This window comes from Pseudomonas sp. NFACC08-1 (assembly GCF_900106735.1).
GTDB lineage: Bacteria > Pseudomonadota > Gammaproteobacteria > Pseudomonadales > Pseudomonadaceae > Aquipseudomonas > Aquipseudomonas fluorescens_Q.
On the sequence record NZ_FNNL01000006.1, the window covers coordinates 37734 to 62488 of the forward strand.

Annotated in this window: 24 protein-coding genes; 8 read left to right on the forward strand and 16 right to left on the reverse strand. The window is 60.5% G+C overall.

Going from position 1 to position 24755, the window contains the following annotated elements:
* The first annotated feature begins 30 nt into the window (after nt 1-30).
* Together BLU76_RS13930 and BLU76_RS13935 are read left to right on the forward strand one after the other, a co-directional pair.
* On the forward strand, nt 31-585 hold the full coding sequence (locus BLU76_RS13930; protein ID WP_092144264.1) for a hypothetical protein: 555 nt from the start codon (nt 31-33) through the stop codon (nt 583-585).
* 291 nt (nt 586-876) lie between these two features.
* Nucleotides 877-1299, forward strand: coding sequence for a GNAT family N-acetyltransferase (locus BLU76_RS13935; protein ID WP_092144262.1), 423 nt, complete (start codon nt 877-879; stop codon nt 1297-1299).
* 113 nt (nt 1300-1412) lie between these two features.
* On the opposite strand, the gene def is transcribed toward BLU76_RS13935, so the two are convergent.
* Together def and BLU76_RS13945 are read right to left on the reverse strand one after the other, a co-directional pair.
* Nucleotides 1413-1952, reverse strand: coding sequence for a peptide deformylase (gene def, locus BLU76_RS13940; RefSeq protein WP_092223135.1), 540 nt, complete (start codon nt 1950-1952; stop codon nt 1413-1415).
* Nucleotides 1949-2899, reverse strand: a complete 951-nt coding sequence (locus BLU76_RS13945; RefSeq protein WP_057448927.1) for a YihY/virulence factor BrkB family protein — start codon at nt 2897-2899, stop codon at nt 1949-1951. The genes def and BLU76_RS13945 overlap by 4 nt, the downstream gene beginning before the upstream one ends.
* A 247-nt stretch (nt 2900-3146) precedes the next feature.
* Here BLU76_RS13945 and BLU76_RS13950 point away from each other — a divergent pair, with 247 nt between their 5' ends.
* Complete coding sequence (locus BLU76_RS13950; protein WP_030139341.1) at nt 3147-3524, forward strand: hypothetical protein; 378 nt, start codon at nt 3147-3149, stop codon at nt 3522-3524.
* Between the two features lie 206 nt (nt 3525-3730).
* On the opposite strand, the gene fadD1 is transcribed toward BLU76_RS13950, so the two are convergent.
* Nucleotides 3731-5422, reverse strand: coding sequence for a long-chain-fatty-acid--CoA ligase FadD1 (gene fadD1 / locus BLU76_RS13955; RefSeq protein ID WP_092223137.1), 1692 nt, complete (start codon nt 5420-5422; stop codon nt 3731-3733).
* A 309-nt stretch (nt 5423-5731) separates the two neighbouring features.
* Entirely contained in the window at nt 5732-7420 is a 1689-nt protein-coding gene (gene fadD2, locus BLU76_RS13960; RefSeq protein ID WP_063322625.1) for a long-chain-fatty-acid--CoA ligase FadD2, read from the reverse strand.
* A 224-nt stretch (nt 7421-7644) separates the two neighbouring features.
* Between fadD2 and BLU76_RS13965 the strand changes: the two genes are divergently transcribed.
* The gene (locus BLU76_RS13965) at nt 7645-8589 is read left to right on the forward strand and encodes an alpha/beta hydrolase (RefSeq protein WP_092144256.1); all 945 of its coding nucleotides are present in this window, start codon (nt 7645-7647) and stop codon (nt 8587-8589) included.
* Nucleotides 8590-8633: 44 nt separating this feature from the next.
* On the forward strand, nt 8634-9104 hold the full coding sequence (locus BLU76_RS13970) for a MaoC family dehydratase (RefSeq protein ID WP_014336929.1): 471 nt from the start codon (nt 8634-8636) through the stop codon (nt 9102-9104).
* 160 nt (nt 9105-9264) lie between these two features.
* Here the strand turns inward: BLU76_RS13970 and BLU76_RS13975 are convergent, their stop codons facing one another.
* The 4 genes from BLU76_RS13975 to BLU76_RS13990 form a co-directional block, all read right to left on the reverse strand.
* Nucleotides 9265-10128 carry an efflux RND transporter periplasmic adaptor subunit gene (locus BLU76_RS13975; RefSeq protein WP_092144254.1) on the reverse strand — a complete coding sequence of 288 codons (864 nt, stop codon included), beginning with the start codon at nt 10126-10128 and terminating at the stop codon, nt 9265-9267.
* Nucleotides 10129-10137: 9 nt separating this feature from the next.
* Nucleotides 10138-10344 (reverse strand): DUF1656 domain-containing protein, encoded by a 207-nt coding sequence (locus tag BLU76_RS13980; RefSeq protein ID WP_003198565.1) that lies wholly within the window; start codon nt 10342-10344, stop codon nt 10138-10140.
* A complete protein-coding gene (locus BLU76_RS13985; protein WP_092144252.1) occupies nt 10331-12331 on the reverse strand; it encodes an FUSC family protein in 2001 nt (666 codons plus the stop codon). Before BLU76_RS13985 ends, BLU76_RS13980 begins: the two co-directional genes overlap by 14 nt.
* 406 nt (nt 12332-12737) lie before the next feature.
* Nucleotides 12738-13202 carry a PA2169 family four-helix-bundle protein gene (locus BLU76_RS13990; protein ID WP_063322630.1) on the reverse strand — a complete coding sequence of 155 codons (465 nt, stop codon included), beginning with the start codon at nt 13200-13202 and terminating at the stop codon, nt 12738-12740.
* Between the two features lie 206 nt (nt 13203-13408).
* Here BLU76_RS13990 and BLU76_RS13995 point away from each other — a divergent pair, with 206 nt between their 5' ends.
* On the forward strand, nt 13409-13645 hold the full coding sequence (locus tag BLU76_RS13995; RefSeq protein WP_014336924.1) for a DUF3820 family protein: 237 nt from the start codon (nt 13409-13411) through the stop codon (nt 13643-13645).
* A gap of 18 nt (nt 13646-13663) precedes the next feature.
* Nucleotides 13664-14851 (forward strand): aminotransferase class V-fold PLP-dependent enzyme, encoded by a 1188-nt coding sequence (locus BLU76_RS14000; protein ID WP_092223139.1) that lies wholly within the window; start codon nt 13664-13666, stop codon nt 14849-14851.
* A 250-nt stretch (nt 14852-15101) separates the two neighbouring features.
* On the opposite strand, the gene BLU76_RS14005 is transcribed toward BLU76_RS14000, so the two are convergent.
* Genes BLU76_RS14005 through zwf form a run of 3 tightly spaced genes read right to left on the reverse strand, consistent with a single transcriptional unit; the run spans nt 15102 to nt 17954 of the window.
* Entirely contained in the window at nt 15102-15767 is a 666-nt protein-coding gene (locus tag BLU76_RS14005) for a bifunctional 4-hydroxy-2-oxoglutarate aldolase/2-dehydro-3-deoxy-phosphogluconate aldolase (RefSeq protein WP_013692437.1), read from the reverse strand.
* Nucleotides 15768-15784: 17 nt separating this feature from the next.
* Nucleotides 15785-16498, reverse strand: a complete 714-nt coding sequence (gene pgl / locus BLU76_RS14010) for a 6-phosphogluconolactonase (RefSeq protein ID WP_092223142.1) — start codon at nt 16496-16498, stop codon at nt 15785-15787.
* On the reverse strand, nt 16485-17954 hold the full coding sequence (zwf, locus tag BLU76_RS14015) for a glucose-6-phosphate dehydrogenase (RefSeq protein ID WP_060738865.1): 1470 nt from the start codon (nt 17952-17954) through the stop codon (nt 16485-16487). The genes pgl and zwf overlap by 14 nt, the downstream gene beginning before the upstream one ends.
* Nucleotides 17955-18150: 196 nt before the next feature.
* Between zwf and BLU76_RS14020 the strand changes: the two genes are divergently transcribed.
* Nucleotides 18151-19011: a MurR/RpiR family transcriptional regulator gene (locus BLU76_RS14020; RefSeq protein ID WP_170842276.1), complete on the forward strand. Its 861-nt coding sequence runs from the start codon at nt 18151-18153 to the stop codon at nt 19009-19011.
* A 58-nt stretch (nt 19012-19069) separates the two neighbouring features.
* On the opposite strand, the gene BLU76_RS14025 is transcribed toward BLU76_RS14020, so the two are convergent.
* The 5 genes from BLU76_RS14025 to BLU76_RS14045 form a co-directional block, all read right to left on the reverse strand.
* A complete protein-coding gene (locus tag BLU76_RS14025) occupies nt 19070-19924 on the reverse strand; it encodes a D-hexose-6-phosphate mutarotase (RefSeq protein ID WP_092223144.1) in 855 nt (284 codons plus the stop codon).
* A 278-nt stretch (nt 19925-20202) separates the two neighbouring features.
* The gene (locus tag BLU76_RS14030; RefSeq protein ID WP_092144244.1) at nt 20203-21549 is read right to left on the reverse strand and encodes a carbohydrate porin; all 1347 of its coding nucleotides are present in this window, start codon (nt 21547-21549) and stop codon (nt 20203-20205) included.
* A gap of 130 nt (nt 21550-21679) precedes the next feature.
* Nucleotides 21680-22840, reverse strand: coding sequence for an ABC transporter ATP-binding protein (locus tag BLU76_RS14035; RefSeq protein ID WP_072348860.1), 1161 nt, complete (start codon nt 22838-22840; stop codon nt 21680-21682).
* Nucleotides 22841-22842: 2 nt separating this feature from the next.
* Nucleotides 22843-23688, reverse strand: coding sequence for a carbohydrate ABC transporter permease (locus tag BLU76_RS14040; RefSeq protein WP_003198539.1), 846 nt, complete (start codon nt 23686-23688; stop codon nt 22843-22845).
* Complete coding sequence (locus BLU76_RS14045; protein ID WP_003198535.1) at nt 23681-24589, reverse strand: carbohydrate ABC transporter permease; 909 nt, start codon at nt 24587-24589, stop codon at nt 23681-23683. The genes BLU76_RS14040 and BLU76_RS14045 overlap by 8 nt, the downstream gene beginning before the upstream one ends.
* Nucleotides 24590-24755 lie beyond the last annotated feature (166 nt).

The window sequence follows — 24755 nt, forward strand, 5'->3', positions numbered from 1 at the left end:
TCGCTCAGCCATTACCCACAGGTGTTCATCATGTTGGTCAGTGCAAAACAGCAAGCGATGGTCTTACCGCTCAAACGCCCGGGCGAAGATCCCACCGCCGAAGCCGCCAGCGGCCTGCAAAGTGCCGCGTTGCAGGCCTTGCGCGATAACGTCCAGGTCCAGGCCAGCCAGGGCGCTGCCCAAGTCCAGGACTCCTTCACCAAACGAGCCACGCAACAGGTCAATGCGAGCACCGCCATCAGCGACAACGTCGACGAGGCATTCGCCAAGACCCGCGTGCAATTGCAGACTGTTGCTTCACCCGCATCCGAAGAAACCACGACGCTTGGAGGTTCTGCGACAGCAGAATTCAAGGACTACATGAGCAAGACGCCCGAAGAGCGCCTGCGCGACAGCATTCTCGAAGAGATGGGCATTACTGAGGAAGAGTTCGAGGCGATGCCGCCCGAGAAGCAGATGGCGGTCAGCCAGGAGATTGCCCAGCGCATGCAGGACAAGTCGGCGATGGCACAAGTGGAAAAGGCCCAGCAGAGCCGCACCGACGACAAAGCCTCGGCCACTGACATGTTTCTCGCCTCGCTTTGAGCCTCGGCACATGGCGGAGCGTTTGAGCTGGGGTTAGCGCCCCAGCTCAAACCTGAGGCCAACCGAGGCAGTGTCGGCTCAATGACCGAACAGGTTCACCTTCTTGGTTTTTTTGTCGGCGCGCTTTTCATCGGCAGTCTTCGCCGGTTTTTTCTTTGCCGCTTTTTTTGAATCCATGCCTTTGGCCATGATACGTACTCCACTCATACGGGATGTGAAGTCAGGTATACACCTATCGCCGCCCCTGCGTTCTTTTATAATCGCCCTCCCCTTATCGCCCACGACCCTGTCATGTCCGAAATCCATTACGCAGCGCTCGAAGAATCGCTTTGGCCGCTGATGAATAAGTTTTATCGCGCCCACCAATCCTCGATGAAAGCGGTGCGTGACGCGCAGCTTTGGGTGGCGCGGCGGGATGAGATCGTCGCCGCCCTGTGCCTGCGACCGGTGTCGGGCGGGCATTGGTTGACGGGGTTGTTCGTCGACCCGGCGTACCGCGTACAAGGGATCGCGGCACGGTTGATCGCTGAAGCGGTGAAAGACGTTGAAGGGCCGGTGTGGCTGTTCTGCCACCCGGATTTGCGCGGCTTTTATGAGCGGCGCGGGTTCAGCTTCGACCCTGAACTGCCCTATGCGATGGCTGAGCGCCTGAGCCGATATGCGCGTAGCAAGCCGATGATTGCGATGGGGTGGGAGCCTTCGCGCCCTTCCTGACATAGATCCAATGTGGGAGCGAGCTTGCTCGCGATAGCGTCAGGTCTGTTGCATCACAATGCCCACTGACACACTGCAATCGCGAGCAAGCTCCCACAGGGTTCGGTGGGGTATCAATCGTCGGCCGCGGGGTCCAGGTCCGGGAACATCACCTCGGTAAACCCGAACTTGCTGAAATCACTGATACGCGAGGGGTACAAGCGCCCGATCAGGTGATCGCATTCATGCTGCACCACCCGCGCATGAAAGCCCGACGCGTAACGCACGATCGGCTCGCCCTTGGGATCGAAGCCTTCGTAGCGGATGTCCCGGTAGCGCTCGACCGCCCCGCGCAGGCCCGGCACTGACAGGCAACCTTCGAACCCCTCTTCCATCTGCGGGCCCAGTGGGGTGATCAGCGGGTTGATCAGGATGGTCTGGGGCACCGCCTCGGCGTCGGGGTAACGCTCGCTGTGCTCGAAGCCGAAGATCACCAGTTGCAAGTCCACGCCGATCTGTGGCGCCGCCAGGCCGACGCCGCCGACGCTTTCCATGGTCTGGAACATGTCGTCGATCAGTTGCCACAATTCTGGGCTGTCGAACATTTCGGTGGGCACCGGCGGGGCGATGCGCAGCAGGCGTTCGTCGCCCATTTTCAGGATGTCACGGATCATGGTCGGGCTTCGTCAGGGTGGGGATGAGGGATGGAATGGTCGCGGCCCAGGCCCGACACATGCTGTTTTTCGTGCTCGCCGGCGCTCTTTTCCCCCGGGTTCTTGCCCTCGGTGGACATGTGCTCGATCACCGCATTCATCTCCGCACCGAGCAGCAGCACTGCCGAAGAAATATAGAAATACAGCAACAACACGATGATCGCACCGATGCTGCCATACATGGCGTTGTAGTTGGCAAAGGTCTTGACGTAAAACGCAAAGCCCAGGGAGGCAATGATCCATACCACCACTGCCAGCACCGACCCCGGCGTGATGAAGCGAAACTCCTGCTTGACGTCGGGCATCACGTAATAGATCAGCGCCACGGCCACCATCAGCAAGATCACGATCACCGGCCAGCGCACGATCGTCCAGAGCGTGACGATGAACTCCTCCAAGCCGACCTGGGCCGCAATCCAGCCCATTACCTGTGGCCCGAGCACCATCAACGCCGCAGCGGCCAGCAGCATGCCGGCGATACCGACGGTGTAGAAGATCGACAGCGGAAAACGCTTCCAGGCCGGGCGGCCCTCCACCACATCGTAGGCGGCGTTCATCGCGCTCATCATCAGTCGCACGCCTGCCGAGGCGGTCCACAACGCAATGACGATACCCACCGACAACAATCCACCCTTGGATTGCTGGAGCTGGTCGATCACCGGGTTGACCTGCTCCAGGGCCTGGGGTGGCAGCACCAGTTCCGATTGCAGGCGCAGCCAGGAGAAGAAGTCCGGCAGGTGCAGGAAGCCGATCAACGCGATCAAAAAGAGAATGAAAGGAAACAGCGAAAACAGCATCTGGTAGGCCAATGCCGAGGCGTAGGTCGACATCTCGTCGTCGAGAAACTCGGTCACGGTGCGCATCATCACACGATGCAAGGGTAAGCCTTTCAAGGCCGGGAACATCATGTGCGTCTCCTTTCGCCGCAAAAAAAGGGGGTCGCTTGGCGACTCAGGGGGCCGTTATCACAACAAAGTAGCCTGTTTGGCGACGTTGGATCAATTTCGTCTTTCATGCCCGACGCTGAATTGACCGGCGATTGCCAAGCCAAGTTTCATTGTTCCTACAGGCGGGGCTTTATGTTTGCCCGGCAACCACCGAGAATGCCCCACGTATTCAGGCTGCGGCCTGAAGCTCCAACCCCGTAGGAACGTTATGAAACTCGATAAAAAGCAGGCCATCGCCCGCAGAAACCAGGAACTGGGCGGCGCCGTACTGGGCGTCAACAACTGCCACTTCAGCGAATTGAACCGCAACCGCAACATCTTCTGGTTCGATATCCCGGTGGCGCGCCTGGCCATCGGTCAATACGAATGGATTCACCTGCTGCTGCACACGCCGGCCACCGATGAGCTGCTGCACCTGAAGGTGCCGACCGTGTTCCTGCGCGAGAAAATGGAAGGCTTGGAAGTGCGCAACCAGGGCAAGCGCAAGGCGGCCCTGAGCCTGGAGCTGAGCGCCGACAAGGATTCCTACCTGCAGGACATGCGGCCAGGTGGTACTAACCTGGATTTTGCGCAGTTCCGGTTGTAACCGGACCCGAGAAGCACCAGATCACCTGTGGCGAGGGAGCTTGCTCCCGCTGGGCTGCGCAGCGGCCCCCTTCGATCCAACTGACACTCCACAAGGGGCCGCTGCGCGTCCAGCGGGAGCAAGCTCCCTCGCCACAAAGGCGGTATCGCTTCAGGTCATCGCCCAACAAAAAGCCCCGCTTCTGCGGGGCTTTCGTCTACAAGCTTTTACTTTTTCAGCCCCAGTTTCCTGAGCTCTTCATCCCGCAACTCGCGCCGCAGGATCTTGCCCACGTTGGTGGTCGGCAAGGCATCACGGAACTCCACGGCCTTGGGCACCTTGTAGCCGGTGACGTTGGCACGCATGTGTTCCATCACCTGCTCCTTGGTCAACGTGACACCCGGTCGTGCGACGATGAAGATCTTGATCGCCTCGCCGGACTTCTCGTCCGGTATGCCGATGGCCGCGCACTGCAGCACGCCCGGCAGGGTTGCCAGCACGTCTTCCAGTTCGTTGGGGTACACGTTGAAACCGGAGATCAGGATCATGTCTTTCTTGCGATCGACGATACGCATGTAGCCGTCCGGCTGGATCACCGCGATGTCGCCGGTCTTGAGCCAGCCTTCGCTGTCGAGGATCTCGTCGGTGGCGTCCTGGCGCTGCCAGTAGCCCTTCATGACCTGCGGCCCTTTCACACACAGCTCACCGATTTCGCCCAACGGCTGTTCGACGCCCGCGTCATTGATCACCTTGCACAGCGTCGACGGCACCGGGATGCCGATGGTACCGATCTGGATGTTCTGGATCGGGTTGACGGTGGCCACCGGGCTGGTTTCGGTCATGCCATAACCTTCGCAGATCGGGCAGCCGGTCACCGCTTTCCAGCGCTCGGCAGCTGCCAGTTGCAGGGCCATGCCGCCAGACAGGGTGACTTTCAGGGCCGAGAAATCCAGCTTGCGAAAGGCTTCGTTGTTGCACAGGGCCACGAACAGCGTATTGAGGCCGACGAAACCGCTGAACTTCCACTTCGACAGCTCCTTGACCATCGCCGGCAGGTCACGCGGGTTGCTGATCAGGATGTTGTGATTGCCGATCAGCATCATCGCCATGCAATGAAAGGTGAAGGCATAGATGTGGTACAGCGGCAGCGGCGTGATCAGGATCTCGCAACCTTCATTGAGGTTGGAGCCCATCAGCGCCTTGCACTGCAACATGTTCGCCACCAGGTTGCGGTGGGTGAGCATCGCGCCCTTGGCCACGCCGGTGGTGCCACCGGTGTATTGCAGCACTGCTACATCGTCGCTGGTGGGGTTGGCTTCGCTCACGGGTTGGCCGTGGCCTTTGCTCAGCACGTCGTTGAACTTGACGGCCTTGGGTAAGTGATAGGCCGGGACCATCTTCTTGACGTACTTGATCACGCTGTTGATCAACAGGCGCTTGAGCGGCGGCAGCAGGTCGGCGACTTCGGTGACGATGACGTGCTTGACGCTCGTCTTGGGTACCACGGCCTCGGCCAGGTGCGCCATGTTCGCCAGGCACACCAGCGCCTTGGCCCCGGAGTCATTGAACTGGTGTTCCATTTCCCGCGCGGTGTACAGCGGGTTGGTGTTGACCACGATCAGCCCGGCGCGGATCGCACCAAACACGGCCACCGGGTACTGGAGAACGTTGGGCAACTGCACGGCGATTCGATCGCCGGGCTGTAAATCGGTATGCTGTTGCAGGTACGCGGCAAAGGCACCGGACAACTCGTAGAGTTCACCGTAGGTGATTGTCTTGCCGAGGTTGCTGAATGCCGGCTTGTTGGCAAAGCGTTGGCAGGACTGCTTCAACACCGCCTGAATATTCGGATACTCGTCTGGATTGATGTCGGCAGCAATCCCAGCTGGGTACTTATCCTTCCAAAAGTCTTCAATCATGGAAGCCCACTCCTCAGCAACGCGAATTCTCACCGCATTTGATGCGATTATTATTGGTGTGTGTTTATTGGTGAATCTGGCTTGAATCAAGGCCGAGAAGTCACAAAAGCGCGCCGAGAGTAGCAGCTTTGCCGGGGGCCGACTAGAGCCAAAAGCAGCCCCCACAGTCACAAACATGACTCATGAATTATTCATAGTCATTTTTAGAGTAAAAATTCCAAACACCATCTGAATCGCCCTGGATACCCAAAAAACTGTGGGAGCGAGCAAGCTCGCTCCCACAGGGGGTTCTACTGGACCTCTCTGGCCTCAGGCGATATCCCGCAGCTCCCGCCGCAGGATCTTGCCCACCGGGGTCATCGGCAATGAGTCCCGCAACACGATGTGCTTGGGTATCTTGTAGCCGGTGAAGTTCTCCTTGCAGTAGGCCTTGAGTTCTTCAAGGCTGACGCCGGTTTCGCGCGCCACCACGAACAGCTTCACCGCCTCCCCCGAGCGTTCGTCCGGCACGCCGATCACCGCACAGTTGGCCACCTTGGGATGGGCCATCACCACATCTTCGATCTCGTTGGGGTACACATTGAAGCCCGAGACAATGATCATGTCCTTCTTGCGGTCGACGATGCGCACGAAACCGTCCGGGTCGATCACCGCAATATCGCCGGACCTGAACCAGCCCTCGTGGTCCAGCACTTCGGCCGTGGCCTCAGGCTTGTTCCAGTAGCCTTTCATGATCTGCGGGCCCTTGATGCACAGCTCGCCGCGCTCGCCCAGGGGCTGCTCGACGCCATCGTCGTTGATCACTTTCATCAGCGTGCCCGGCACCGGCATCCCCACCGTGCCCAGCCGGGACTTGCCGCCGTAAGGATTGGCACTGGCCACCGGTGAGGTTTCGGTCAGGCCATAACCTTCGGTGATACCGCACCCGGTGATCTGCTCCCAACGCTCGGCGGTGGCCTTGATCAGCGCCGTGCCACCTGAGTTGGTGACCTTGAGGTTGGAAAAATCCAGGGTCTTGAAATCCGGATGGTCCATCAAGGCCACGAACAACGTGTTGAGCCCCAGCAGCAGCGAGAAACGCCAGTTCTTCAGTTCCTTGATGAAACCACCGATGTCCCGCGGATTGGTGATCAGCACGTTGTGGTTGCCGGTCACCATCATGCACATGCAGTTCGCCGTGAACGCATAGATATGGTAAAGCGGCAGCGGTGCGATCATGACCTCCTGGCCCTCGCGCAACAGCGGATGGCCGTCATCGCCGAGCTGCCCCAGGCAGGCCCGGGCCTGTTGCATGTTGGCCACCAGGTTGCCGTGGGTCAGCATCGCGCCCTTCGCCAACCCGGTGGTGCCGCCGGTGTATTGCAACACCGCAATATCGTCGAGGCTGACTTTCAGCGGCTTGATGCCCTGGCCGCGTCCCAGGCGCAAGGCGCTCTTGAAGGAAATGGCCTGGGGCAGCGAATAGGCCGGGACCATTTTCTTGACCTTGCTCACCATCGTGTTGACCAGCCAGCCCTTGGCGGTGGGCATCAGGTCGCCCATCTTCGCTTCGATCAGGTACTGCAGGTCCGTATCGGGCAACACCTCCTGGACTTTCTGCCCGAACATGTTCAGGTACACCAGCGCCCGGGCACCGGAGTCCTTGAACTGATGACGCATTTCCCGCGCGGTGTACAAAGGGTTGGTGTTGACCACGATCAGCCCGGCGCGCAAGGCACCGAACACGGCGATCGGGTATTGCAGGATGTTGGGCATCTGCACCGCGATTCGATCACCTGGCGCCAGGTCGGTATGGGCTTGCAGGTAGCCGGCGAAAGCCGCGCTGTAGCGCTCCAGCTCGGCATAGGTGAGGGTCACCCCCATGTTGCTGAACGCCGGACGGTCGGCAAATTTCTTGCAGGAACGTTCGAACACCTCGATCACCGACTTGTAGGCCCCAAGGTCAACATCCAGGGGCACCCCGGCCGGGCGTTTGTCATTCCAGAAATCAGGCTGCATTGTTTTTGTCCTCTTTACCTGAGCATGTCCGGGCCGCCTCTGTATCGCTTGCAGAGGCGGAGCTCCTGGGACACTAGCAGCTATGGCCAATCAGGCAAATATGGCAACCTGCGTCATAGATTGTGTGAATCTTCTTGCCATGGCATAGCCTGATCAGGCGAGACGCAGCGGATGCGCTATACAATGCAGCGACGCTGCGTCTGACTTTGTGCAAAGGAATCGCCATGATCCACCAAACGTTCTGGCTGACCGCGACCGACCACAGCCGCCTGTTCGTCAACCAGTGGCTGCCCGAAACCGCCCCTTTGGCGGTGATCATGCTGGCTCACGGCATGGCCGAACACAGCGGCCGCTACGCCCGCCTGGCCCAGGCACTGTGCGACGAAGGCTATGGTGTCTGCGCTGTGGACCTGCGCGGCCATGGCAAGAGCGGCGAGGAAGCGATTCTCGGCCATTTTGCCGACGAGGACGGCTGGACCAAGGTCGTGGGCGACCTGGCCAGCCTCAACCACCATATCGTCCAGCAATATCCCGATACCCCCATCCTGCTGCTGGGTCACAGCATGGGCAGCTACATCGCCCAGGGTTACCTATTGCATCACAGCGCCAGCCTGCACGGGGCGATTCTCAGCGGCTCGAACTTTCAGCCGGTGACGCTCTACCGCAGCGCTCGCCTGATCGCCCGCTTCGAACGCTGGCGCCAGGGTGCCACGGGGCGCAGCGCGTTGATCGAGTGGCTGTCGTTCGGCAGCTTCAACAAGAAATTCAAACCCACGCGCACCCCCTTCGACTGGCTCAGCCGCGACCCGGTCGAAGTCGACAAGTACGTCCACGACCCGCTGTGTGGCTTTCGCTGCACCAATCAACTGTGGGTCGACCTGCTCGGCGGGTTGCAGCAAATCAGCAAAGCGTCCAATCTCGCCCAGATCGATCCGGGCCTGCCCCTGCTGGTGATCGGTGGCGAATGTGATCCGGTGAGCGAAGGCAAGCGTCTGAAGGATCTGGCCGACGCCTTGCGTGACGCCGGCATCCGGCACCTGCAATTGACGATTTATCCGCAGGCCCGACACGAACTGTTCAATGAAACCAACCGCGATGAAGTGACCGCCGACGTGCTGGCCTGGATTGCCCAGGCCCTGAGCCACAAGCGGCCGCCACGCAGCGAGTAGGCTTGCAGCATTTATCCTTTACTCCTTCACAGGATTTGAAACAAATGACCCAGGTTACCAACACCCCTTACGAAGCCCTCGAAATCGGCCAGACCGCCAGCTACAGCAAGACTGTCGAAGAGCGTGACATCCAGCTGTTCGCCGCGATGTCGGGCGATCACAACCCGGTGCACCTGGACGCCGAGTTCGCCGCCGCGAGCATGTTCAAGGAGCGCATCGCCCATGGCATGTTCAGCGGTGCGCTGATCAGCGCGGCGGTAGCCTGCGAGTTGCCTGGGCCGGGCACGATCTATATCGGCCAGCAGATGAGCTTCCAGAAACCGGTGAAAATCGGCGACACCCTGACCGTGCGCCTGGAGATCCTGGAAAAACTGCCGAAATTCCGTGTGCGCATCGCCACACGTGTGTTCAACCAGCGCGACGAGCTGGTGGTGGACGGCGAGGCCGAAATCCTCGCACCGCGCAAGCAGCAGACCGTGACCTTGCCGACGTTGCCGGCGATCACCGTCGGTTGATTCAAACTCACTTGTGGCGAGGGAGCTTGCTCCCGCTCGGCGGCGAAGCCGTCGTAAAAAAAGCGACCGCGTTTGAGCAGTTCAAATGCGGTGGCTTTTTTGGGGGGCTTCGCCCCCAGCGGGAGCAAGCTCCCTCGCCACAGGGAACGCGGCGCGGCAATTACTGATGGTCTTCACGCACCTGCACGCTCGCCGTCATCCCGGCGCTCAGGTTCACACCCTCCGGCACCTTGTCCAACTTGATCCGCACCGGTATCCGCTGGGCCAGGCGCACCCAGTTGAAGGTCGGCTCAACCTCCGCCAGCAACTGCGCATCGGGATTGGTGTTGCGGTCGGTAATGCCACGGCTGATGCTTTCGACATGGCCCTCCAGCGCATGGCCGGCGCTCATCAGCCAGATCTTGACCGGATCGCCTACGCGGATCCTCGGCAGCTTGGTTTCTTCGAAATAGGCCTGCACATAGAACGTCGAGTCGTCGATCAGCGCCATCACCGGCTGCCCGGCATTCACGTAGTTGCCTTCGGCCAGGCGCAGGTTGGTGATGTGGCCGTTGCGTGGGGCCAGGACCTGGCTGCGCGCCAGGTTCAGTTCGGCGACCTTGGCCTCGGCCTGGGCTTCGCGCAGTTCGCCTCGGGCGATGCCGGCGTTGATCTGGGCGTTTTCCCGCAGCTCGGCGCTGATGGCCTGAGGCCCAAGGGCGGCGCGGCGGCTGGCTTCGTGCTCGCGCAAGCTCAGTTGCTGCTGACGCGTCTGCACCACCGCCCGAGCCTTCTCCAGGGCCGCCTCGAAACGCTCACGGTCGATATTCAGCAACACATCGCCGGCCTTGACCTGCTGGTTATCCACCGCCTTGAGCTCGCGCACCCAACCCGACACGTCGGGTGCAATCACCACTACGTCGGCGCGGATCCGCGCATCGCGGGTCCAGGGTGTGAGCATGTAGTACTGCCACAAGTGAAACCCGGCGAAGATCGCCACGGCCACCATGCACAGCGTGACGGCGACACGTACGGATGTACGCATGTTCAACTCCTATAGCGGCCCGAGGACCACGGTAATAACGGTCAGGACACAGACATACAGGGCGCAGTCGAACAAGGCTTCATGCCAGATCCAGCGCCCGGCCGGCACCAGGCTGAGCAACAGGCGCAACGCACCGGTCACCAGCAACGCCAGCACCACATAAATCAGGAACGGGCTAAGCAACACCCCGCCAATCGACCACTCACGCAAGCCCATGGCTGTGCTCCCGTCGTTCAGGTTCGTGCTGGTGGCACCAGGCGCGCCAGCTGTTTTGCAATTGCACCACCGCGCCCTGGGCCAGCTTCAATGCATCACCGGGCGGCTGGGTCGACAAGACTTTCAGGAACTCGGCGCTCGCTGGGGCCAGCGCATCGGCCTGGTCACCGGTCGGGCCGTGTTCGAGCACCTGTTCCAGCGCTTCGAAATAACGACGCTGAGCCCGGGTATCAGGCACTTGGGCGACGGCCAGGCTCAGGCGCAAATGCAACAGTTCATCGCCAATGTCCAGGCCAAGCAAACCATCATCCCAGCGGCTGCGCGCCTGCACCGGCAATTCAGGGTAATGCCGCGCCAGTTGCAGCAGCCGGTCGGCCATGCGCCCGCCGAACCAGCTCTCGGCGCCACGCAGGCTGCGATGGGTCAGGCGCACCAGATCGTGGAGGGTCGCGGCCAGCAGGCGGCGGCTGTGCCAGGCCGGGTTGCGCAAAATCAGCAGATTGAAGGCCAGTACCGCAGCGCCCACGCCAATCATCATGGCCTGGGCGTTGTTGAAGAACGCCGCGACGTCGTACTTCATGGCATTGAGCGGTGAGATCAACACCACGAAATGCAGGCAGAACGACGTCGCCGTGGCGAATATCTGCGGCTTGGCCATACCCAGCGCGCCGAAAAACAACGGCACGCCCATGGCCATGCAGAGCATCGCGAAACTGCTCCATTGCGGGAGCAGGAGCTCACCGATCACGAACGCCGTCGGCACGGCCAACAGAATGCCCCGTAGAAAACTCATGCCGATCTGCGCGCCGTTTTCGCGACTGGCAAACAGGCTGCACACCACGCACGTCAGCACCAACGCGCCCGAAGCGGCGGGCCAGGCTGTCGCCAGCCAGAAACAGGCCACCGCCAGGAACGCCAGCGCGCTGCGAGCACCAAAGACCATGGCCAGGGACAGATCACGATGAGGCGCCAGGGTTCGCGGTGGATCCGCCGCCTCCCGGCCCTCCTGCACCGCCGTCAGGGCTGCGCAGGCGGCCAGGGCGGTATCGAGCAACAAGGCGAACCGCGCCAGGCAGTAGCTTTGCGCCGAGCTGATCTGCGAATCGTGAGACGCATTCCATACCCGGGGGCGCAAGGCTTGCAGGGTCGCACTGTCGGCGTCGAGGGCCTGCTGTACCTCGTTCATCCATGGCTGGAGAGCCTCGGCCTCCTCGGGATCGAGCTGTTTCCACTGCCGCCGCACCGAGCGCGAAAGGCGCAGCAGCATCAGCAATTTCTGGCTCAAGCCGCTGATGGCCCGGGCTCGCTGTCGGCCACGGCTGCCTTCGAACCAGGCATGTTCGCGCTGGGCATCCACCGCGACGATCCTGCCCAGAATTTCCAGCAACCCTTTTCGCGCCTGGACATCACCAGCCAGGGTCGCACGGGCGGCCTGCATGCCGCTCTGCCAGGCAGCAAGGGCCTGACCGGCCAGTTGCCGCTCGACCCGCAACGGCCAGAGCAAGGCACTGGCCGCCGTGGCGCAGACAATGCCCAGGCTGATCTCGGTGCAACGCGCCACCGCCTGGTCGAACACACCCAGCGGATGGGAAATGGCCGGCAAGGCAATGATCGCCACCGTGTAACCGGCCAGCACGAACGAATACGACCAGGCGCTGCGCAGCAACGTCGAACAGGCTGTGCACAACCCCAGCCAGAGCGCCAAGGCCAGCAGGAACAACCAGGGCGCCTGGGCAAACAGGCCCATGAACACCACCGACATGACGGTGCCTACCAGCGTGCCGACCAATCGTGCCAACCCCTTCTGCACCACCATCCCGGACAGTGGCTGGGCGACGATGATCGCGGTCATCAGCGCCCATGACGGCTGCTCCAGCCCCCAGCGCAGCGCCAGCCACAACGCCAGCCCAGCGCCAAGCACCGTCTTGATAGCGAACTGCAAAGCGAGACGGTCGGGGGCAAACAAGGCCTGGAAGGTAATGGGCACGTAAGAGGCTCTTCTGGGGGACGCAATAACGATAGATGCAATATGGGGTGGTTGGCAGGCGCCAATTATTAGCTAGCTAACTATGCGAGTCCAGAGGTGATTTCTGGCGAATTCAACAACACACTCTTTCAGGCCAGATACTCAGTTGAAGGGAATCATTGCAGCATCGACAGGGCTGAAGAGAACGCTTTTGTGGCGAGGGGATTTATCCCCGCTGGGCTGCGCAGCAGCCCCTAAAACCGACACCTCGGTATATCAGGTGTATTGAGTGGGGCTGGTTTGGGGCTGCTTCGCAGCCCCAACGGGGATAAATCCCCTCGCCACAACGGTGTTCACTTTCGATCTGAATAGCCTCCCATGAAAAAACGCCAGGCAAGCTGGCGTTTTTTCAGGTCAGGACCCGTGTTTAGCTGGCGCGCGCCTGGTTACGCAGGGCCTTGACCTGATCATGGTTGCGTTGAACGCCATGGTACTGACGCTCGACCAGGTCACGAATACCGACCAGGTTGTGCTTGGTGATTTTTTCCAGCGCCTCTTTGTAAGCCTTGAGCGCATGGTCTTCGCCACGCTCGGCTTCGTTGAGCACGGCTTCTTCATCCTTGCCGGTGAACATGGATTTCACGTCGACCCAACGACGGTGCAGGTCACCGGCAACGCTGGTGGAGGTTTCCGGATCGCCGCCCAAGGAACGTACGGCCGCTTGCAGCTCGGCTGCCGCAGTCGCGCAATCGGCGGCACGCTTGACGAACAGATCCTTGAGTTCTGGATGCTTGATGTCTTCAGCGCAGGTCTTGAAGCCTTCCTGGCCATCTTTGCTGGTCTCGATCAGGTCGTTCAAGACGGAGATGGATTCTTTGTTGATGTCAGTCATTTTTCAGTTCCTTTGCTTGGTGAATAAAAAACCTGCAAGGGATGTTGCATCGGCCATGCCAGTCAAAGAATCTCGTTAATTTCCTTTAAAATCAGTCAGTTAACAAAAAACAAGAAAACTCTATCCGCGTTATTTGCATGATCTGTCATTTGGCCTGCATGCAGAATGCCTGTATTTTCGAGGCAGATTTGAATCAGACGATTGCCATGAACCCGGAAAAGCTCGAATTGCTCATCACGCGTCAAATGCCGTTCGGCAAATACAAGGGTCGAATCCTGGCTGACCTGCCCGGTCAATACCTGAACTGGTTCGCCCGCGAGGGTTTTCCTCACGGTGAACTGGGGGGTTTGCTGGCACTGATGCAGGAAATCGATCACAACGGGCTGTCGGACCTGCTCGATCCCTTGCGTGCCAAACACGGCAAACCCAAGCCTCGCCCCTGACCAGTTGAGCCCCCTGTCATGCCCGAAAACACACTACGCGCCCATGATGAAGCTTTCTGGCAGACGTTTGTCGGCCGCTACGACGTCGATCCCGCCGGGCCGCTCAACCTGGAAAACGGTTACTTCGGGCGTATGTCCCGCACCGTGGTGGAGGAGTACCAGCGCAACATCGAGTTCATCAACCGGGGCAACTCGGTGTACGTGCGCCAGCATTTCGACCGTGAACACGGCGAAGCCATTCGTCGACAGGTGGCCCGGCTGATCCACGCATCCCCCCAGAGCGTGGCATTGGCCGGTAGCGCGGTGGATGCCTTGCAGACGCTGATTCGCAACTACAACGGCCTCAAGCCAGGCGATCAAGTGCTGATCTGTGACCTGGAATATGCCTCGGTCAAGAGCGCAGTGCGCTGGCTGGCCCGCCAGCGTGGCGTGGAGGTAATCGAGATCGTCCACCAGCACCCTGCCAGTTTCGAAAGCCTGGTGGGCACTTATCGCGAAGCGTTCATTCGCTACCCTCGCATCAAGTTGATGGCGCTGACTTACGTCAACCATCTCACCGGACTGGTGATGCCGGTCCAGGCCATTGCCGAGAGTGCCCGCGAGTTCGCCGTCGATATCATCCTCGACGGTGCCCATGCCCTGGGCCAGATCGATTTCGACCTGAAGAAGCTCGGGATCGAATTCGCCGGTTTCAACCTGCAGAAGTGGATCGGCGGGCCCCTCTCCCAGGGGTTTCTGTACATCGCCCCGCAGCGCTTGGCCGACATCGACCCGGACATGGACGAAGGCAGCTACCCCGCCACCGACGTCCGCTCGCGCACGCCCCACAGCACACCCAACATCCCTGCCTTGCTCACCCTGCCGCTGGTCTTCGAAGAACACCAGGCCCTGGGTGGCGCTTCGGCCAAAGGCGCGCGCCTCTGTTATCTGCGTGACCTGTGGGTGAGCGCCGTGCGCGATGTGCCGGGCATCGAAGTCATGACTCCGGATGACCGGCGTCTCTATTGCGGGATCACCGCGATGCGCTTCACCGCCCAGGCCGATCAACGGGCGATGGCCGATCGATTGCTCAACGACCATGGGATCTTCACCGTGGTACGCAATACCAGCGTCGGACCGTGCATCCGCATTACCCCAGGATTGATGACCTTGGCGAGTGATATCGAGCGGTTGACCCAGGCACTGATCCATCTGAGCCGAACATAGTTGAGCTTTTGAGCTTTTGTGGCGAGGGAGCTTGCTCCCGCTGGGCTGCGCAGCAGCCCCCTCTCAAGCTCACTCAATCAACCTGATCCACTGCGTCGCCGGACTCCAGGGCCGCTGCGCACCCCAGCGGGAGCAAGCTCCCTCGCCACCGGAATTTTGTGCTGCCATAAAAACCCGGGCAAAAAAAAACGGCGCGCCGACCAAGCGCACCGTAAAACCGTAGAACACCCAACGAGGTTCGGTAAAACAATCAGTCCAGCAGTGCCAAGGCCTCGGCGGTGCATTCCTGAATGCGGGCCCAGTCGCCGTTCTTGATCCATTCAGGATCAAGCATCCAGCTTCCGCCCACGCACATCACGTTTTTCAACGCCATGTAGCTCTTGATGTTGGCCGGGCTCACGCCGCCGGTCGGGCAGAATTTCACTTCGCCAAACGGGCCACCCAAGGCCTTGATGGCCGCGACGCCGCCGCTGACTTCGGCCGGGAACAGTTTGAAGCGACGATAGCCCAGGCTGTAGCCTTCCATGATGCCCGAGGCGTTGCTGATGCCGGGCAGCAGCGGGATAGGGCTGTAGACGCTGGCCTCGAGCAGATCACGGGTGATGCCCGGAGTGACGATGAACTGCGAACCGGCGGCCTCGGCGGCGTCCAGCATGTGACGGTCAAGCACCGTGCCGGCACCGGTCACCAGTTCCGGACGCTGCTCACGCAGCACCTGGATGGCCTTGAGGCCGTATTGGGAACGCAGTGTCACTTCCAGCGCCGTCAGGCCACCGGCAGCCAGGGCATCGGCCAGTGGCAGGATGTCCTGTTCACGGGCGATGGTGATCACCGGCAGGATCCGCGCCTTGGCGCAGAGGCTGTCGATCAGGGCAACTTTGTCCGCCATGGAAACGGTCGGGGATGGGTTTGTCATAGCGGCTGATCCTTGGTTCATGGGCACCAGTAAATCTCTAACGTAGGTTGCAAGAACGCGCGGATCGGCATTTTGGCGACATCGTCACCTGCCACCGCAGCGTTCAAGGTGGTCAATTTCGACTGACCGGAAATCGACAACACTTTGTGTTGCGCCGAAGCCAGCAAGGCGCGGCTCATGGTCAAGCGCTGGTGCGGCACGGTCGGCGCCAGCATCGGCCAGCAGCGACGTGTGCCATTGGCATCCAGTGCCTGGGCCAGGTTCGGGCTGCCAGGGAACAGCGAGGCGGTGTGTCCGTCATCGCCCATGCCCAAGACCAGCACGTCGATGGGCGGCAGCTCGGCCAGCAAGCGATCCGCCTGTTCGGCAGCCGCTTCCAGGTTGCTGCTGGCGCTGTAGAGGCTCAGGAACTGGGCCTTGGCCGCCGCGCCTTGCAGCAGGTAACGCTTGAGCAGGCCGGCGTTGCTGTCGACGTGTTCAACCGGAACCCAGCGCTCATCGGCCAGGCTGACCACCACTTTGGACCAGTCCAGCGCCTGCTTGGCCAGGTGCTGGAAAAACGCCACCGGGCTGCGGCCACCGGAGACCACCAGGGTCGCCGCACCGCGTGCGTCGATTGCATTGCGCAATTGCTCGGCCACGTTCAGCGCCAGCCCTTCGGCCAGCACCACCGGGTTCTTGAACTCATGGGCGCTAACGCCCTGCGGCAGTTTCACTTCAGATATCGCCATACCATGACCTCCCATCCCGCGTGATCAGTGCAATGGAGCTCATCGGCCCCCAGGACCCAGCCGCATACGGCTTGGGCGCATCGCCGGATTTCTTCCATCCGGCGATCAACTGGTCACACCACGTCCACGCGGCTTCAATTTCATCTTTACGGACAAACAGGTTCTGATTGCCGTTCATGACTTCCAGCAACAACCGCTCGTAGGCATCGGGTATCCGCGCGCTGCGATAGGTATCGGAGAAGTTGAGTTGCAGCGGACCGCTGCGCAATTGCATGCCCTTGTCCAGGCCTTGCTCCTTGGTCATCACGCGCAAGGAAATCCCTTCGTCCGGTTGCAGGCGGATGATCAGCTTGTTGCTGATCTGCAAGCGCTGCTCGGGCGCGAAGATGTAGTGGGACGGTTCCTTGAAGTGAATGACGATCTGCGACAGCTTTTGCGGCATGCGCTTGCCGGTACGCAGGTAAAATGGCACCCCGGCCCAGCGCCAGTTGCGGATGTCGGCGCGCAGGGCGACGAACGTCTCGGTGTCGCTCTGGGTGTTGGAGTTGGGTTCTTCGAGGTAGCCAGGCACCGACTTGCCCTCGCTGTGGCCGGCGATGTACTGGCCGCGCACCACCTGGGTGGTCAGGCCTTCCGGGCTGATCGGCGCCAGTGCCTTGAGCACCTTGACCTTCTCGTCACGGATGCTGTCGGCAGACAAGTCGGCCGGTGGGTCCATGGCGATCAGGCACAGCAACTGCAACAGGTGGTTCTGGATCATGTCCCGCAGTTGGCCAGCCTTGTCGAAATAGCCCCAGCGGCCTTCGATACCGACCTTCTCGGCCACGGTGATTTCCACGTGGGAAATGTAATTCTGGTTCCACTGGGTTTCGAACAGGCTGTTGGCAAACCGCAGCGCGATCAGGTTCTGGACCGTCTCTTTGCCCAGGTAATGGTCGATGCGATAGGTACGGTTTTCCGGGAAGAACTGCGCCACGGCGTCGTTGACCTTGCGCGAAGACTCCAGGTCCGAGCCGATGGGCTTCTCCAGCACGACACGGGTGTTTTCGCTCAAGCCAACCTTCGCCAGGTTCTCGCAGATCGCCCCATACACCGCCGCTGGGGTGGCGAAATAGGCAATGACCTGTTGGGTCGAACCGGCTGCTTCGGCCAAGGCGACGTAATCGTCGGCCTTGAGGAAATCCACGTGCAGGTAGGTCAATCGTGCCAGGAAGCGCTCGAGTACGGCTTCGTCCAGGTCTTTTTCACCGACGTAGCGACGCAGTTCGGCGGCGATGAACGCCAGGTGCTGCTGCTCGCCGCCGGGTTCACGGGCCAGCGCAATGATTCGCGTGTCCTCGTGCAACAATTGGGCGCCATCGAGCTGATACAGGGCAGGAAAGAGCTTGCGCAAGGCCAGATCGCCCAACGCGCCGAACAAGGCAAAGGTGCACGGTTCAACCGTAATCGAAGGCATGATGTTTGTTCTTTTATCAAGTTAAACTACAAATACCTTTTTTCAAGGTATCACTCAAGGAAAAATGTAGTAATAACCACAACATTTTTCGAAAACACCGATTCCGAGTGGTGGTCCGTCGGAGCCATCAGTAGGATAGGCCACCGCAAAGGGTCGTATCAAAGACCCGTCTTCCTAGGAATCTTGTATGGACCGCGTGCGAAATTTACTGGAACAGATCCAGAGTCGCCTTGAAGACCTGAACAAGGCCGAACGCAAGGTGGCCGAGATCATCCTGCTCAACCCGCAGCAGGCGACCCGCTTCAGCATCGCCGCCCTCGCCCAGGCGGCCTCGGTCAGTGAACCGACCGTCAACCGTTTCTGCCGCTCGTTCGGCGTCAGCGGTTACCCGGAACTCAAGCTGCAACTGGCCCAAAGCCTGGCCAGTGGCGCTGCTTATGTGAGCCGTGCGGTGGAAGCCGACGACAACCCGGAAGCCTATACCCGGAAAATCTTTGGCAGTGCCATTGCCTCATTGGACAGCGCCTGCCAGGCCCTTGATCCCAATTTGATCAGTCGCGCCGTGGACCTGCTGATCCAGGCCCGGCAGATCCACTTCTTCGGTCTCGGCGCCTCCGCCCCGGTAGCGTTGGATGCCCAGCACAAGTTTTTCCGCTTCAACCTGGCAGTGACCGCGCACGCCGACGTACTGATGCAGCGCATGATCGCGTCCGTGGCCCATACAGGTGAACTGTTCGTGATCATTTCCTACACCGGTCGTACCCGTGAGCTGGTGGAAGTGGCGCGCATCGCCCGGGAAAACGGCGCGTCGGTGCTGGGCCTGACCGCCGAAGGCTCGCCACTGGCCAAGGCCAGCACCTTGAGCCTGAACATCCCCCTGCCCGAAGACACTGATATCTATATGCCGATGACCTCACGGATCATCCAGCTCACCGTACTGGACGTGCTCGCCACCGGCATGACCCTGCGTCGGGGCGTGGACTTCCAGCCGCATCTGCGCAAGATCAAGGAAAGTCTGAATGCCAGCCGGTATCCGGTGGGGGATGAGTTCAACTGAACCGATCCAGAAGCCTCGCTGCCTGATCGTTCCCACTCCGCGTGGGAACGATCCAGAGTTAAGCCCCCATCCGTGCCTGCAAACTCAGGTGCGCCCGCTCCCCCGGCGCCAGGCACAGGCTGTCGGTGCCGCCACTGGCCGCTTCGACGCAGACGAATTCACTGACCTCATCCCAACTCACCCCCAGCAACGGTCGCGCGCCGGGATGCCAGACCACGGTGTCGGCGCTGTCGCCGGTGTCGATGCGCAGTTCGCGCTGCCAGGCGTGGTCCTTGAGCTGCAATTCCCCCTCATGCTGGAACACCCGCTGGCAACCGCCCTCGACCCGCAACTCGCCTTCCTGCTGGCAAACCGCACGGTTCAACTGGTCGTAGCCCTGTGCGCCCTCCAGGCCAGACAGCGCTACCTCACCGACATCACCAATACGCCAATAGGCGTGCAAGGCCTGGCTCAACTGGCATGGCAGGCTGTCCTGGTGCTCGGTGCTCAAGCGCAGTTCCATCCTTTCACCCAGATCGGCATGCAGGTCCACCTGCCAGTCGCACAGTTGCAACTGCCAATGCAGGTGTACGCCCTCGTCATCACTGCGGCTGTCGAGCAGTTTCCAATCGATCAGCCGCGCCCAACCATGGGACGGCCAGGCATTTTCGCTGGGATGCCGACCATACCAAGGCCAGCACACCGGTACCCCGCCGCGTATCGCACCGACTTGCGGCCACTTGGCCGCGCACCACAACCAGGGCTTCTGGCCTTTGGGCTGAAAATGCAGCAACTGTGCGCCCTGGCGACTGAACACCGCCTGGCACAACGGGTGATCGATCACCAACACATCGCGCTGCCGATAGCGCTCCCACGCGAACACCGGGCGTTCGCGCAAGGATCTGAAAAAGCGTTGTAGCGGATGCTCATGCATGGGCCGCGGTCCTGGAGATCATTGAATACTCAACTATGTACGACACTATTTTGTGGCGAGGGAGCTTGCTCCCGCTCGACTGCGAAGCAGTCGTAAACGAGGCAAATGCGGTCTGGCTGACGCACCGCAGTGAATGGTTTTGGGGTCGCTTCGCAACCCAGCGGGAGCAAGCTCCCTCGCCACAGGCTTCGCACTGACCCTATGCTCCCCAAAAAAAAGCGGACAGCCATGGCCGTCCGCAAATATGCGCACATAGAGAGGAGCTTATCGCAACAGCGTTAGAACACCGACTGAATTTTCAGGCCGGCCACCAGCGCGTTGTCGACTTCATCCACACCGCCCGGGTGAGTGATGTATTGCAGGTTAGGACGCACAGTCAGCCAGTTGGTAACGTGGACACCGTAGTTGAGTTCGTAGTTGTACTCAGTGCTACGCAACGGTGCGAACAGCGGATCGTTGTAATCGGTGACACCATTGGCCGCGTTGGTCAGCTCGGCGTTTTTCTTCACGTCTTCGTTGACATGGATGCGGGAAAAACCGATGCCGATGTCATCTTTTGGACGCGCATCGAAGGGCCCCTTGTACACGAACATCAGCGACTGGTAGTTGTCGACGATGTTGGTGTCCTTATCGTGGAAGGTCGCGTTGGCGGCGATGTTCAGGCCGCGGGACGCGTCACCGTTGTGCGTGGTCAGTTGTTGCTGTGCCACGAACCAGTAGCCGTGCTTGCTATCGTGGCTGCGATAGGCGTTAAGGGTGGTCGCGGCATCGTCACCGTTGTCGTCTTCACGGACGTCATTGGCATCGGCCGTGCTCTTGTAGTAACCCACACGGTACTCACCCGGCAGGTTGTTGACCTTCGGCGACCAGACCAATTCGACCGGAATCACGGTGCCCTTGGTACCACTGCCGCTGAGTTTGAAGCCGTTGCCGTGTTCCAGTTGCGAGGGGTTCTGGTTGTATGCGCCGATCTGCGCATAGAACTCAGGCGTGAGGTTGTACTTCACGCGGATCGCGGCCTGGCTGACGGGCCAGTTGTACCAGATGCCGGTCGCCCAGTTACCCACTTGGGAACCGCAGAAGGCCAGGTTCTGGAATTCACAAGGGAAGGTGTTGAAGTCTTCGCCTTCGCCGAAGTAACCGGCCTTGACGTCCAGCTTGCCGTCGAGGAACTGGTGCTTGATCCACAACTGGGTCAGACGGACCATGTGGCCACGGCCGTAGACTTCCTGGGAAGAACTCAAGGTGCCGGCACGCGGGTCGCCGACACGGTCGTTGGAAATGTTTTCACCGTTACGGTTGGTGAGCTGGATCTTGGCCTGGGTGTTATCCCAACCCCACAGCTTTTCCAGGTCCAGCGCCACGCCCAGGCCAAACTGGTCGGAATAACGCGCGGTCTTGTCGTTGTTGTAGCCGCCATGCAGGTTGCCACCGACTTCACCGACGTAGTCGGCCTTGATGTCGATACCCTGCTCGATCAGCTCGGTACGCTTACCACCCCAGTCACCCGTCATCCACGGCGAATCGGCGCTGAAGGCGTCGGCAGCCTGTGCGCTACCGGCCAGCATCATCGCCGCAACGGCTGACAACTGGCAGATAAGCTGGGCGTTATTTTTCTTCTTCATCCCTACATCCTCGTCTTTATTGTTATTAACTGTTTTTATCTAACGCGGTTTACAACGATTGCGGCGGGTGGTCCCCCACTCACCGCATACTCCTTCTTTGTGGGAGCACGTTGACTCCCTCATTTGTTCTTCATCGGCCTTTGAACTGCGCCACGTTCGCCGACCGAGCATCGGCTTGCGGCTGGCCAGCCACGCCCAGGCGTTCACCGGACTGCGCGTCGAACAGCAGCACCTTCGACGGATCGAATTGCAGCGTCAGGGTTTCCCCCGGCTGCGGTGCCACGTCCGGCGCCAGGCGGCAGCAGACCTTGGTGTCGTTGAGATTGACGAACACCAGGGTGTCCGGCCCGGTGGGCTCGGTGACCTGGACTTCGGCGCGAATGGTCGGCAAACCGTTGGGCTCGCTGCCTGCCAGCATGATCTGCTCCGGACGCATGCCCAGGATCACTTCGCGGTCTTCCAGGCCGGCGTCCTGCATACCCATTGGCAACTCGCAACGGGCCTGGCCGCTGTCGAGCAGCGCCAGCAGGCGACCGTCCTTGCGTTGCAGGCGCAGCGGGATGAAGTTCATCGGTGGCGAACCGATGAAGCTCGCCACGAACAGGTTGGCCGGGTTGGTGTAGATGTCTTTCGGCGTACCGAACTGCTGGATGATCCCGTCCTTCATCACCGCCACTTTGTCGCCCAGGGTCATGGCTTCGATCTGGTCGTGGGTCACGTAGACCGTGGTGGTCTTCAGGCGCTGGTGCATCAGTTTCATTTCGGTGCGCATCTCGACCCGCAGCTTGGCGTCGAGGTTGGACAGTGGTTCGTCGAACAGGTAGATCTTCGGCCGCCGCGCCAGCGCCCGGCCCATGGCCACGCGCTGTTGCTGGCCGCCGGAAAGCTGGCCGGGCTTGCGATTGAGCAGGTGTTCGATCTGCAGCAGCTTGGCCACGCGGGTGACTTCTTCGTCGATGGCGGCCTGGTTCATCTTGCGGATTTTCAGGCCGAACTCGATGTTCTCGCGCACGCTCATGGTCGGGTACAGCGCGTAGGACTGGAACACCATGGCGATGTCGCGATCTTTCGGGCTCATGCCGCTGACATCCTGGTCGCCGATCATGATCGCGCCGCCAGTGATGGTCTCGAGGCCGGCGATGCAGTTCATCAGCGTCGACTTGCCACAGCCCGAAGGTCCGACCAGGATCAGGAACTCACCGTCCTTGATCGACAACTCGATGTTCTTCAGGGTGTCCGGCAGGCCGGCGCCATAAGTCTTGTTTACGTTGCGAAGTTCAAGCGTTGCCATGATTACCCCTTGACTGCGCCGGCCGTCAGGCCGCGCACGAAATACTTGCCTGCGACCACATAGACCAGCAGGGTCGGCAGCCCGGCGATCATCGCCGCCGCCATGTCCACGTTGTATTCCTTGGCCCCGGTACTGGTGTTGACCAAGTTGTTCAGCGCTACCGTGATGGGTTGCGAATCACCGCTGGAGAACACCACGCCGAACAGGAAGTCGTTCCAGATCTGCGTGAACTGCCAGATCAGGCAGACCATGATGATCGGGGTGGACATTGGCAGGATGATCCGCCGGAAAATGGTGAAGAACCCCGCACCGTCCAACCGCGCAGCCTTGACCAGCGCGTCGGGAATGCTGACGTAGTAGTTGCGGAAGAACAGCGTGGTGAATGCCAGGCCGTAGACCACGTGCACGAACACCAGGCCCGTGGTGGTGCTGGCCAGGCCCATCTTGCCGAGGGTGAACGAGGCCGGCAGCAGGACGGTCTGGAACGGCAGGAAGCACCCGAACAGCAACAGACCGAAGAACAACTGCGAACCGCGAAAACGCCACATCGACAACACGTAGCCGTTCAAGGCACCGATGGCGGTGGAGATCAGCACCGCCGGGACGGTGATCTTGATCGAGTTCCAGAAGTAGCCGTCCACCGTGGCCCAGGCCTTGACCCAGCCGATGCCGCTGACCACGGTCGGCCAGCTCAGCAGGTTGCCGGTGCTGATGTCTTCCGGCGTCTTGAAGCTGGTCAACAGCATGACCACCAACGGCACCAGGTAAAGCAATACGGCGAGGATCAGCACCGCGTAGATGGCGATGCGACTCAGGCTGATGGAAGGTTTGGCAGCGAGACTAGTCATGACGCTTGGTCCTCAGCTCGGAGTACAGGTAAGGCACGATGATTGCGAGGATCGCACCAAGCATCAGGATTGCACTGGCCGAGCCCATGCCCATCTGGCCGCGACTGAAGGTGAAGGAGTACATGAACATCGCTGGCAGGTCGGAGGAATAACCCGGGCCACCGGCCGTCATCGCGGCCACCAGGTCGAAGCTCTTGATCGCGATATGCGCCAGGATCATCACGGCACTGAAGAACACCGGGCGCAGGCTCGGTAGCACCACTTTCCAGTAGATGCGCGGCATGCTCGCGCCATCGATCTGCGCGGCACGGATGATCGATTGATCGACACCCCGCAGGCCGGCCAGGAACATCGCCATGATGAAGCCCGAGGCCTGCCACACCGCAGCGATCACCAGGCAGTACACCACGCGATCCGGGTCGATCAGCCAATCCAGGCGGAAGCCTTCCCAACCCCAGTCACGCAACAATTTGTCCAGGCCCATGCCCGGGTTGAGCAGCCATTTCCAGGCTGTACCGGTGACGATCATCGAGAGCGCCATCGGGTAAAGGTAAATCGTGCGGATAAAACCTTCGCGGCGAATGCGCTGGTCAAGGAACACCGCCAGCAACACGCCGATCACCAGGGTGATACCGATGAACAGGCCGCCGAACAATGCCAGGTTCTTGCTCGCCACCCACCAGCGATCGTTGTCCATCAGCCGGGCATATTGCGCCAGGCCTGCCCACTTGTAGTTCGGCAGGAACGTCGAAGTGGTGAACGACAGGACGAACGTCCACAAGATATAGCCATAGAAGCCCACCAGGACGATGAACATGCTCGGCGCCAGCACCAGTTTTGGTAGCCAGCGCTGCAATGCATCGAACGGCGAGGCCTTGCTGAACACAGCAACAGAACTCATGGGAAGATCCAAAACAAGGTTACAAGGGCATCCCTTTGTGGGAGCGAGCTCTGTGGCGAGGGGATTTATCCCCGATCGGCTGCGAAGCAGCCGCAAAGCCATTGCATGCGGTGTTTCTGACACTCCGCCATTGCGACTTTTCGGGGCCGCTGCGCGACCCATCGGG